This is a genomic window from Flavobacterium sp., assembly GCF_035760125.1.
In the GTDB taxonomy this organism is placed as follows: Bacteria; Bacteroidota; Bacteroidia; order Flavobacteriales; family Flavobacteriaceae; genus Flavobacterium.
In genome coordinates this window covers 1-11,578 of the sequence record NZ_DASTTN010000047.1, presented here as the reverse complement: position 1 = coordinate 11,578, position 11,578 = coordinate 1, and the positions used below count along the sequence as shown (strand labels likewise).

The 11,578-nt window shown below is 32.7% G+C and carries 11 protein-coding genes; 5 read left to right on the top strand and 6 right to left on the bottom strand.

Features of this window, described 5'->3' with window-relative positions; translation table 11 throughout:
* Positions 1-410 precede the first annotated feature (410 nt).
* Positions 411-842, top strand: a complete 432-nt coding sequence (locus tag VFS71_RS02105; protein WP_326399102.1) for a DoxX family protein — start codon at positions 411-413, stop codon at positions 840-842.
* An 81-nt stretch (positions 843-923) separates the two neighbouring features.
* On the opposite strand, the gene VFS71_RS02100 is transcribed toward VFS71_RS02105, so the two are convergent.
* Together VFS71_RS02100 and VFS71_RS02095 are read right to left on the bottom strand one after the other, a co-directional pair.
* The gene (locus tag VFS71_RS02100) at positions 924-1,976 is read right to left on the bottom strand and encodes an AMP-binding protein (RefSeq protein ID WP_326399099.1); all 1,053 of its coding nucleotides are present in this window, start codon (positions 1,974-1,976) and stop codon (positions 924-926) included.
* A 36-nt stretch (positions 1,977-2,012) separates the two neighbouring features.
* The gene (locus tag VFS71_RS02095) at positions 2,013-2,930 is read right to left on the bottom strand and encodes a CPBP family intramembrane glutamic endopeptidase (protein ID WP_326399097.1); all 918 of its coding nucleotides are present in this window, start codon (positions 2,928-2,930) and stop codon (positions 2,013-2,015) included.
* A 106-nt stretch (positions 2,931-3,036) separates the two neighbouring features.
* On the opposite strand from VFS71_RS02095, the gene arsC reads away from it, so the two are divergent.
* Entirely contained in the window at positions 3,037-3,378 is a 342-nt protein-coding gene (gene arsC / locus VFS71_RS02090; RefSeq protein WP_326399096.1) for an arsenate reductase (glutaredoxin), read from the top strand.
* 81 nt (positions 3,379-3,459) lie between these two features.
* On the top strand, positions 3,460-5,901 hold the full coding sequence (locus VFS71_RS02085; RefSeq protein WP_326399094.1) for an outer membrane beta-barrel family protein: 2,442 nt from the start codon (positions 3,460-3,462) through the stop codon (positions 5,899-5,901).
* Between the two features lie 74 nt (positions 5,902-5,975).
* On the opposite strand, the gene VFS71_RS02080 is transcribed toward VFS71_RS02085, so the two are convergent.
* On the bottom strand, positions 5,976-6,143 hold the full coding sequence (locus VFS71_RS02080) for a hypothetical protein (RefSeq protein ID WP_116795336.1): 168 nt from the start codon (positions 6,141-6,143) through the stop codon (positions 5,976-5,978).
* A gap of 326 nt (positions 6,144-6,469) precedes the next feature.
* On the opposite strand from VFS71_RS02080, the gene VFS71_RS02075 reads away from it, so the two are divergent.
* Entirely contained in the window at positions 6,470-6,877 is a 408-nt protein-coding gene (locus VFS71_RS02075) for a hypothetical protein (protein WP_326399092.1), read from the top strand.
* Positions 6,878-7,093: 216 nt separating this feature from the next.
* A complete protein-coding gene (locus VFS71_RS02070; RefSeq protein ID WP_326399090.1) occupies positions 7,094-8,521 on the top strand; it encodes an L-serine ammonia-lyase in 1,428 nt (475 codons plus the stop codon).
* Between the two features lie 105 nt (positions 8,522-8,626).
* Here VFS71_RS02070 and VFS71_RS02065 read toward each other — a convergent pair whose 3' ends face one another.
* The 3 genes from VFS71_RS02065 to VFS71_RS02055 all read right to left on the bottom strand — a co-directional run.
* Positions 8,627-10,570 carry a KUP/HAK/KT family potassium transporter gene (locus tag VFS71_RS02065; RefSeq protein ID WP_326399088.1) on the bottom strand — a complete coding sequence of 648 codons (1,944 nt, stop codon included), beginning with the start codon at positions 10,568-10,570 and terminating at the stop codon, positions 8,627-8,629.
* 111 nt (positions 10,571-10,681) lie between these two features.
* On the bottom strand, positions 10,682-11,368 hold the full coding sequence (locus VFS71_RS02060; RefSeq protein WP_326399087.1) for a response regulator transcription factor: 687 nt from the start codon (positions 11,366-11,368) through the stop codon (positions 10,682-10,684).
* The coding region (locus VFS71_RS02055; protein WP_326399086.1) for a sensor histidine kinase at positions 11,361-11,578 on the bottom strand (218 nt) is incomplete at its 5' end. The genes VFS71_RS02060 and VFS71_RS02055, both read right to left, overlap by 8 nt.

The window sequence follows — 11,578 nt, the reverse complement described above, 5'->3', positions numbered from 1 at the left end:
ATTTGTGGACAGATGCTATTATTGACCCACTAGAAACAAGAACCTGGATTTCTATGGGTATCGAAGCCGCTAACCACTCTCCTATTGAAAAGAAATTTAATTTGGGAGTAATTCAGGTTTAATTGTAAACCAATTGACACTTTTAAAAATTTCATAAACTCCTGACTTATCGGGAGTTTTTTTTTGTAAAAAAGAATTAAAGAATATCCAATTCATAATACAGCACCCTAAACAAATCTCATTCAATAAAAATTCAACAATCAAGTAGAATATTTTCATCATCTTAATTTTATTAATACTATAATTACAATAGCACATAAAAGAGATATTGTCAATAAATATCACAAAAAATTAATATATCTCATTAATTTTTAGTAACTTAGTGTAACTAATTTAAAACTTAAGGCATTATGAACAATGTAAAAACCTTAAATAAGTGGGCAAATGCACATACTTATTTACCAGTTGATTTATTACGCATGGCTCTTGGCGTTTTTCTATTTATGAAAGGAGTCTATTTCTTTTCAAACATCCAATATTTAGTTGATTTATTAACACCAATAGACCAAATAGACCATATTGGAGCTGGTATGTTTCTAATTCATTACATAGCACCAGCACATTTAATTGGAGGTATCTTAATTTTCTTTGGTCTATTGACACGTTGGGCCATTATATCTCAATTACCTATTTTAATATGTGCCATTATTATTAATTTTATGGGACAAATGCATCACCAAAATTTACTATTAGCAATACTAACACTAGCAGTATGTATATTTTTCCTAATCTATGGAAGCGGGAAAAATTCGGCGGACTATTTTTTTAAAATGCAAAAATAATCCTGCCTAGAATTTATATCAAAACAAAAAAGAGAGGAATAACCATCCTCTCTTTTTTATTTAGTAATCTATAGCTTTTAATTAGACTGCCATTTTTTTGCTTTCTTCTCTCATTATTTTACCAGTAGCAGTTTCTTTGAATTTAGGAATAAAAACAACTTCTTTTGGTTTCTCATATTTATCCAAAACATCAAATACAGAATGATCGATATCCATTGGCAAACCTTCCACATAAAGAACAACTTTTTCTCCCAAAGTTTCATCTGGCACTCCATTCACAAAATAACGTCTTGGAATTAGAGTAGATAATTTAGCTTCTACTTGCTCAGGCATAATTTTTATTCCGCCACTATTGATTACATTATCAAAACGTCCTAACCAAACAAATTGTGTGTCTGATATTAATTTTACAATATCATTAGTTACAATTTTTTCAATTCCGATATTTTTGGCAACAATTTCCAAACATTGATGCTCATTAACGGAAACTGTTACATTTGGTAATGTAGTGAAAGCTTCCACTCCTACTTTCTTGGCAGCTATATGTGTGATTGTTTCTGTCATACCGTAGGTTTCATAAATCTCGATTGGCAGTTTAACCAATTCTTGTTCCAATGATTTATGAATTTTAACTCCACCTATTATTATCTTTTTAATATTCGATAATTTGTCAATTGAATTCTTAGCTTGGAGAGGTACCATTGCACAAAAATCATATTTCTCATCATTATGCTCCAAAGGATGAGAACTTGGAGGTACAAAATCCATATCCAAACCTAAGACAAACGAACGTACAAACATCATTTTACCTGCAACATAATTGGCAGGCAAACAATGTAGTACTCTATTTCCTGGCTGAAGATCAAAAAAATCTCCGGTAGCAATCGCCGATTGAACCATTGCATTTTTTTCAATTCTAATAGATTTTGGATTTCCTGTCGTTCCAGAAGTGTACATATCGATATAAGATTTGTCATCAAACCAATCCAATAAAAAATCACCTACCGACTGTTCAAAATCTTCCCCTTCTTTTATAAAACTATAAGCTATTCTACATAAATCTTCTCTTGTTAAATGAAATCCATTTAATTTAAAAAGGTTGTGTACATTTTTGTATGTTACTGTATTATCCATAATGGTTGTTTTGATTTTTTGGGTATTAAATTAAGACTATTTCACAACAGTTCCCGTTAGCTTTTCTTTCCAACCAGACCAATTGTATTTTACTCCAAATATAATCAAAAGTAGAGGATAAATAACAACAACAGGGAAGATAATATCAAGTCCAGCCTCAGGTTCTGACACATCTTTGAAAATGGAATAAGTTTGAAAAGCAGACCAATCTGAGGTTACTAATAATGCTCCAATTAAATTATTTGCAGCATGAAAACCCAAAGCCAATTCCATTCCGTCATCCATCAAAGTCATTATCCCTAACAAAAAACCTGTACCTATATAATAAACCATAATTATATTCCCCATCTTGGTTACTTCAGGATTAAAAAGATGCATTAACCCAAAAATACTGGACGTCATCAATAACGGAAACCATTTATTACCCCATAAATTAGCAAAACCCTGCATCAAATAACCGCGAAAAATTAATTCTTCAACACTGGTTTGAATTGGGATCAAAAAAGTAGCAATCACGACCAAAATCAAGAAAGGAATAAGTTGAAAATTAATTTTAAAATCAGCTGGATTAAAATAACACATCAACAGAGTTGAAATTGCGGTAAATATTGACCAAATAAAAAAAGAGAAAAACACTCTTTTCCAATCCATTTTTTTTCTGGCTGTCACAATGGTAAGCAATGTTTGTTTATGCAAAAAACGTACAACAAAATAAATTCCTCCTAAAGCAAACACAAATGAAATAAGCAGTAAAAACAAATTCAAATTTGGCTCAAAAAAATGCATTAATTCATCATCAGTAGTTGGATAAACTTTCCCTTGAAATAATGTTTGAAATAATATTAATCCTAACATGGGCAACTGTCCCACAAAAGAAGCCCCAATTATAAAAATTGAGCCTAAGATATATTTCCAAAATTTATTATTTCTGTCAATTCCTTGTTCTATAAACATTTGTTATTTTTTCTACAATTATACTTAAAATGGTATTTCAAATCTTATTTTTGCCCGAACTAAAATAGCTTATTATTTTAGTATAAACTAAATCTCAACTACAAAAATGATACAAATATACCACAATCAACGTTGCGGAAAATCAAGAAATTGTTTACTCCTTTTGAAAGAATCAGATAAAGAAATTGAAATAATCAATTATCTCAACACTCCTCCTAGCGCAGATGAATTAACAGCGTTACTTCAAAAACTAAATTTAACACCAATCGAGTTAGTGCGTCAAAAAGAAGTTATTTGGATAGAAAATTACAAAGGAAAAATATTGACTGAAAATGAAATCATTCAGGCGATGGTTGAAAACCCAATTCTTATTGAACGGCCTATAGTCGTTAATGGAAATAAAGCAATTATCGGTCGGGATTTGGAGAAGGTAATTCCATTCATATAGACATTAACATAATTTTAGGAAAACCAACTTTAAACCTTTTAAAGATTTCTCTATCCAATGAAGAAATCTTATTTATTACTAATGAAAAAATTAAACCTTACTCTAGTTCTTTTATTTTTGCTTTTTGGACTGTCCAACTTTGCACAACAAGGTCCTCCAACATTTAGCAAAATCAAAGTGACTGGGAAAATTGTAGACAAAAAGAGCAACCAGCCCTTAGAATTCGCTACTGTCACTTTGAAGAATCAAAAAAATCCAAAAGCCATTTCCGGCGGAATTACTAATAACAAAGGAGAATACGAAGCTGATGTTATTCCTGGTATTTATGATATAACTATCGAATTTATTTCCTTTAAATCAATCGAAATAAAAGGGAAAAATATAACCGAAAAAATTTCATTAGGTACAATTGGACTTGAAGAAGATGCTTCACAATTGAACGAAGTAGTTGTACGTGCCGAAAAATCATCTGTTGAGATAAAACTGGACAAAAAAGTATACAACGTTGGTCAGGATATGATGGTAAAAGGTGGAACTGTAAGTGATGTTTTAGACAATGTCCCTTCTGTTTCCGTTGATACTGAAGGAAATGTAAGCTTAAGAGGAAGTGATAATATCCGAATTTTAATTGATGGAAGACCATCCTATGCTGTAAACATCGCAGAAGCTTTAAGACAACTTCCTGCCGATGCAATTGACAAAGTTGAAGTTATCACAAATCCATCAGCACGATATGATGCGGAAGGTGGTTCTGGAATAATCAATATCATCCTTAAAAAAGGGAAAAACCAAGGTTTTAACGGAACTATTATAGCTTCAACAGGTATTCCTGAGACATATGGTTTAAGTGCCAATGTGAATTATAAAACCGAAAAATTAAACTACTTCACTACTGCGGGTTACAACCACAGAACAAATGAAGGTGGTGGTAAAACTTATTCAGAATATTTCAATGAAGACGGTTCTGTTAAAAACTATTTAGATGAAGATCGTGACACAAAGAGAACCAGAGATGGTTTTAATGGAAGAGCTGGTGTTGAATGGACAGTAGCACCAAACACTTATTGGACAAATGCCATCAATTACGAAAAGAATACTGGAGAAGACGAAGATTTAATCAACTACAGCAACTATGATGCATCTCATATTTTCACAGGTACTACTTACCGTTTGAACAATGGAGATACTGGTAGTGAAAACGCCTCATATACTTCAAACTTAATCAAAAACTTCAACGACAAAGGACACAAACTTACCGTTGATGCTTCTATTTCAAGAAATACTGATGATAGCCAAAGTATCATTACAGGTTCTGACAACTATAACAACACCTTAAATAACCAGGTACAGAAACAAGCACAATTACAGGCCGATTATGTACTACCGCTAGGAGAAGGAAGTCAGTTTGAAGCTGGATATAAAGGGAATTTTGGTGATTTAAACAATGAATATTATGTTCTGGACAATCAAGGTGCAAGAATAGATAATTTATCAAACACTTTAGAATACAAAGAAAATATCAATGCTCTTTATACACAATATGGTTTCAAAAAAGATAAATTCTCCTATTTATTTGGGTTACGTTGGGAAGACACCAATGTTCATGTAAACTTATTAGACACAAACGATTTCAATACTAAAAAGTACAACAACTTTTTTCCGAGTGCTTTTATCAGCTATCAAATTTCAGATCAGAGTAACTTCACTACAAGCTACAGTAAACGTTTAACAAGACCAAGAGGACGTTTCATGAATCCTGCAGTAAACTATTCAAGCAACGTTAATATTTTTCAAGGAAATCCTGACCTAAACCCTTCCCTAACTGACAAATTTGATGTTGGGTATATCAAACGTTGGGAAAAGGTAACATTTAATACATCAGCTTATTTTGAAAACACAAAAGATGTTTTCAGCTTTGTAAGATCTCCTACAGGTGATGAGGTAAATGGAATTCCAGTTATTAAAAGCCAACCAATTAATTTAGGAAAAGAACAAAAATTTGGTTTTGAGTTTACTTTAAATTACAACCCATTCAAAATATGGAGAATAAACAGTAACTTCAATTTATATAATGTAAAAACAACCGGAGAACACAGCTATACAGATACAAACGGCGACCTAATAATTCAAAATCTTGATAACCAAGCCAATACTTGGTTTGCAAGAGTTAACTCCAAACTAACATTACCATACAAAATCGACTGGCAATTGAATGCTACCTACAATGGTGAACAAAAAACAGCACAAGGAAAAAACTTAGATCAATTTAGTATGAACACCGCATTCAGTAAAGATCTTTTAAAAGACAAAGCAACACTAGCATTCAATATTAGTGATATTTTCAACACGAGAAAAATGAGATCTTATACGTATCTTGAAAACCAAACATCGTATGGTGAAATGCAATTCCGCAAACGTCAATTCAATTTATCGTTCACTTACCGTTTCAACAAATCTAAAAGTGATAAAGAAAAGACACAGCCTAAAAATGAAGGTGGAGGAGATGGAGATTTCCCAGGATAATCTTCAAACACCAGATATAATAAAAAAAGGATTCGTAATAACGAATCCTTTTTTATTTTAAAGTAAAAATAAGACTAAGCTTCTTCTTCTTTTTGTTTTGCTTTCTTTTCTTTATAAGCTTCCCAAGTTGCTCCACCTACCCAATAGGATACGAAACCAACAAGGAAAAACATTAACCAAAATCCCATTGTAAGGATGGTTAAGAAAAGTAAAAAGCCTAAATACTGATGAAATTCAAACATGTTTTCCGGAATTTTTGAATGTAGGGACAAATATAAGTTTTAAATCTTTCCGCACCAATAAAATCAACAAAAACTATAGAGCAATTTTCAAATTATTAAAAATCTATAATAATTAGAAATAAGCAATATTACTTTACTATCTGGTATTCAAAAAATTAATTCCTTTTTAACAAAACAAACATTAGTAATCACAAAAAAACATTCCATTTATTCTTTTTTTTTAATTTAATTTACGTACTGTTGTTTTACCAAAAATCAAATAACCCTAAAAAACCACCCCAATGAGCAAGACATTCTACTCTCTATATTTTCAAATTAGCAAAAAAATGGAAAATCACAGTGTCGATTTCATGAGATATGCCTTAGCAATTGTCTATATTTGGTTTGGAACTTTAAAATTAATAGGAATGAGCCCTGCTGGTGAATTAGTAGAGCAAACCGTTTTTTGGTTTAAACCAGAGATTTTTATACCTTCATTAGGTTTTGTTGAAGTATGCATTGGAATTGGGTTTTTATTCAAAAAATTAATTCCCTTTACCATTATAATTTTGCTGTTTCATATGGCAGCCACTTTTTTTCCGCTTTTTATATTACCTAAAATCTGCTTTGATTCCTTCCCATACTGTCCAACATTGGTAGGTCAATACATTATCAAGAATCTAGTATTAATAAGTGGCGCTTTTTGTGTAGCTGGAAAATACAATCATCAATACTACACTGTTTCAAGAACCTAAAATTCATACGGCTGTTCTTTTTTTTAAAATACTATGTCATTTGTTCTACAAAAAACAACATAAAATTATTAATACACATTTTAACATTTTTAACAATCCATCAAAGTAACAACTCTATTTTGCAATAATATTATCAAATTGTCATTTTTAAATCTAAAATTTTCTATTATAGTTCAATTAATAATTATATTTGTTCATCAAATAAATTAAACTTTTATGGAAGAATGTATCTCAGTTTTTGATATGCTAAAAATTGGTGTTGGACCATCAAGTTCACATACACTTGGCCCTTGGCGTGCGGCTGAACGTTTCTTAAACGAACTGAGAAGTGAATATGATATCAATGCGGTAACTAGAGTAAAAGTTGATTTATACGGTTCTCTTTCCTTAACTGGAAAAGGACATGCAACCGATTTGGCTATTATGCTTGGACTAAGCGGTCAGGATCCAGAATACATTCCTATTCAAGACATTGACGGAATTATCAAATCGATTGAAGCCAAAAACGAAATCTATTTAGGAAACCAAATCCATATTCCTTTTTATTTTCTTCAGGACATTGTTTTCAATAAAAACTTTCTTCCTTTCCATGCTAATGGATTAACATTTACGGCCTACTTCAATGATGAAACCAAATACAGTTCTACCTTTTATTCCATAGGTGGAGGATTTGTAGTTAAAGAGGAACGAGAAAATGCTCAAAACAAAGAAGCCATAAAGTGTGCTTTTCCTTTTCCTATTGATAAAGCCACTGAACTATTAGCCTATTGCACAAAAGAAAATAAATCTATTTCGGAAATCGTTTATGAAAACGAAAAATCCATGCGTCCCGAGGCAGAGATTCATAACGAATTAATGCGTATTTGGCATACCATGCTCGAATGTATGTATATTGGTTGTCATTCCGAAGGCATACTTCCTGGCGGTTTGAACGTACGAAGACGGGCTTTTGATATGCATCAAAATTTGATTGGTTTATCCAATTATTCCAATCCGCAAGAATGGCTCGAAGAAATTAGAAAAACCGAAGTTAAATTTCGTCAAATTCTAAAATGGGTAAGCTGTTTTGCATTGGCGGTAAACGAAGTAAATGCTGCACTAGGAAGAGTTGTAACCGCTCCAACCAATGGAAGTGCTGGAGTAATTCCTGCTGTTTTAATGTATTATTTGGTTATTGAAAACCATCAGGGAGACGAAAACGAAATCAAGAAATTTTTGATGGTCGCCGGAGAAATAGGCAGCATTTTCAAAAAAGGATCAACCATTTCTGCTGCAATGGGAGGATGTCAAGCCGAAATAGGCGTTTCGAGCGCTATGGCTGCGGGCGCTTTGTGCGAATTAATGGGCGGAACTCCAGATCAAGTATTAGTGGCCGCCGAAATTGCGATGGAGCATCATTTGGGCTTAACTTGTGATCCAATTGGTGGGTTGGTGCAAATTCCTTGTATCGAAAGAAATACAATGGGAGCCATAAAAGCCATTAACGCTGCTGAACTTGCCCTAGAAACCGATGCCAAAAATGCCAAAGTATCCCTAGATAAAGTAATAGACACTATGTGGCAAACAGCCAAAGACATGAACTCAAAATACAAAGAAACCTCTGAAGGTGGACTTGCAATTGCTGTGAATTTGGCGGACTGTTAAAAAAATAGATAGTAGATTTCAGATAGCAGAAAGTAGATAAAAAAAGATTTCAGAATAAGAAGGTCAACATCTTATCTGAAATCTTTTTTTGTATTCTGAAATCTGCTAACTAATCACCTTTCTATCCAATTCTAATTTAGAAATAGGTTGATACACAATAGGAATTTCTTCCAAAACCACATCACTTTTGTCAAGCCCAAAAGCTCGGGTATCCGATAGCGACATGTTTTTTAGTATATAATAGGAATTCAATAAAAGTCCATCTCTTATCGCAAATTCATTTTCAACAGATAAAAACTTTTCTATAATTACAAATTTAAAATCAGGCTCTGAGTTATATTTTGTTGAACCATCAGCACGGACGTGCAAATTCAATTCTTTATTGTCTATCAGATTTTGAACAATTCGTTTAAAATACAATTCGACTTTTGGCTGGATTCTAAAACCAATATTCAAAACAATTTTAATCACTTTATCATCCAATAACTCGATAACTTCATAATTCAAATCAAAAGGAGAGTTGGTTCTATTGATATGAAAAAACCAATACACATCGGCTCTTTTGGGCTTTTTGGAAAAGATGGAATTCAGTATTTTCTCTTCAATTTCATAATTCCTGTCCGCTTTTGACAAATAAATTAAATGGGTAGAATACTTCGGAATCGTTATGTCATTGCTCAATTCCTGAAACATTGCTGTGTACTCGCTCAAATTTGTAAATTTCACAAGTTTATTATTGATTTTTCGGGAAAAGTACCAAACGTACATTGTCATAAATATAAATAGCTCGAAAAACAAGAACATCCAACGTTCTTTGATTTTTATAATATTGGCAACGAAAAATGAAATCTCGATAACCACAAAAACAGTTATTATTAGGGTAATAAGAACCCTGTTCATCTTTTTGATATAAATCAAATAATAATTTAAAAGAACGGTAGTCATCAGCATCGCTATGGTTATCGAAAATCCATAAGCAGCTTCCATATTTGATGAAGTTCTAAAATACAAAACCATTAAAATACAACCAACCCACAAAATAGTATTCACCGATGGAATATAAATTTGACCTTTAAAATTCGTTGGATTTTTCATCGTCACACGAGGCCAAAAATTAAGCGAAACCGCTTCGTTAATTAATGTAAACGAACCGCTTATCAATGCCTGAGAAGCGATAATTGCAGCAAAAGTAGAGATGACAACTCCCGCAAATAAAAACCATTGAGGCATAATGGTATAAAAAGGATTTCTGCCTTCCAGGAAATGATTGCTTTGGTTCATTAACCATGAGGCTTGTCCCAAATAATTAACAACCAATGCTATTTTTACAAAAACCCAAGTGGTCCTAATGTTTTCTTTTCCACAATGTCCCAAATCCGAATACAATGCTTCGGCTCCAGTAGTACAAAGAAAAACAGCTCCAAGCAACCAAAATCCATGTGGATATTCCACTAACAATTCATAAGCATACACAGGGTTCAAGGCAGTCAATATTGCAGGATGTTCTAAAATCTGTACAAAGCCTAAAACAAAAAGCATAGAGAACCAAACCACCATGGCGGGACCAAAAAAGAAACCCACTTTTTGCGTTCCAAAACGCTGAAAAAAGAAAAGACCAGAAATAATAACTATGACTATGGGTAAAATAGGAATATTTGGAACTATATCTCTCAAACCCTCAACTGCTGAAGTTACAGAAATAGGCGGGGTAATAATTCCATCAGCCAATAGTGTGGTGGCTCCCAAAATAGTTGGAATTACTAATTTCCCTTTTCCAAAACGTTTGACCAATGCATAAAGAGAAAACACACCACCTTCACCATGATTGTCGGCTGAAAGTGTCATTAAAACATATTTAAAAGTTGTTTGAAAAGTAAGTGTCCAAAAGATACATGAAATCCCTCCATAAACCAGTAGTTTTGATATTTCTCTTTGCCCTATAATGGCTTTCATAACATATAACGGACTGGTTCCTATATCACCATAAATGATTCCGAGTGCTACTAAAAGTGTTGCGGCAGTAATTTTTTGAGCCGTTGATTTATTCATTTTATTTTAATTTTTATTCATTTAATTCATTCCTTTTATGCCAAAGCAAAGCCTATACGATAAGTGTTTCACACTCCATATTACATTATTCCTATACCTATTTAATTGATTTTAACTGGTGTTAAATCGATATCCTACACCCGATTCTGTGATAATAAATTTAGGATGATTCGGATCTTCCTCAATTTTTTTACGAAGCTGTGCGACAAAAACTCGCAGATATTGCGTCTGGTCAGCATAACTGTTTCCCCAAACCTGCTTCAGCAAATATTGATGGGTTAATACTCGTCCTTCATTTTTTATAAAAATGGAAAGCAAATTGTATTCGGTCGTAGTGAGTTTCAAAATTTCATTATTCAGTCTCACAATCCTGGAAGCCAAATCTATAGAAACATTACCAAACTCTATAATTGGTTCCGAATCATAAGCAACCATATTTCGCAAAGCAGTACGAATTCTAGCCAGTAATTCCTGCGTTCTGAAAGGTTTGGTCAAATAATCATTTGCCCCATTATCAAGCGCTTTTACAATTTCATCTTCGGCACTTTTTACTGTCAAAATAATAATCGGATTCTGGTACCATTCTCGTAATCGCTTCAAAACAACTTGTCCATCCTCATCAGGCAACCCCAAATCAAGTATAACCAAATCAGGTTGATAATTGGCTACCATAGACAAACCTTCTTTTGCATTTATTGCAAAAAATGTTTTGTAACCATTAGAATTCAAAGTGATTTCAAGTAGTTTCCTAATTTGAATTTCATCATCAATTATCAAAATTTGGGCACTATTATTCATTTGAAATCTCTTTAGTATTCATAGTTAAGGTTTGAAAACTAAGCGTAAAAACCGAGCCACCTTCTTCCCTATTCTTAAGTGTTACTTTTCCGTGTTGTGCTTCTACAAACCCTTTTACAATAGACAAACCAAGGCCTGTTCCTCCGGTTTTTGAATTTTGCAATCGGTAAAATTTATCAAATACTTTATCAATTTCATTTTCCGGAAACC

Bases quoted from the DNA above. Each gene is read 5' to 3' on its own strand.
- VFS71_RS02100 (WP_326399099.1), bottom strand. From the start codon at position 1,976: ATGGATAATACAGTAACATACAAAAATGTACACAACCTTTTTAAATTA.
- VFS71_RS02060 (WP_326399087.1), bottom strand. From the start codon at position 11,368: ATGAATAATAGTGCCCAAATTTTGATAATTGATGATGAAATTCAAATT.
- VFS71_RS02095 (WP_326399097.1), bottom strand. From the start codon at position 2,930: ATGTTTATAGAACAAGGAATTGACAGAAATAATAAATTTTGGAAATAT.
- VFS71_RS02085 (WP_326399094.1), top strand. From the start codon at position 3,460: ATGAAAAAATTAAACCTTACTCTAGTTCTTTTATTTTTGCTTTTTGGA.
- VFS71_RS02065 (WP_326399088.1), bottom strand. From the start codon at position 10,570: ATGAATAAATCAACGGCTCAAAAAATTACTGCCGCAACACTTTTAGTA.
- arsC (WP_326399096.1), top strand. From the start codon at position 3,037: ATGATACAAATATACCACAATCAACGTTGCGGAAAATCAAGAAATTGT.
- VFS71_RS02080 (WP_116795336.1), bottom strand. From the start codon at position 6,143: ATGTTTGAATTTCATCAGTATTTAGGCTTTTTACTTTTCTTAACCATC.
- VFS71_RS02105 (WP_326399102.1), top strand. From the start codon at position 411: ATGAACAATGTAAAAACCTTAAATAAGTGGGCAAATGCACATACTTAT.
- VFS71_RS02070 (WP_326399090.1), top strand. From the start codon at position 7,094: ATGGAAGAATGTATCTCAGTTTTTGATATGCTAAAAATTGGTGTTGGA.
- VFS71_RS02075 (WP_326399092.1), top strand. From the start codon at position 6,470: ATGGAAAATCACAGTGTCGATTTCATGAGATATGCCTTAGCAATTGTC.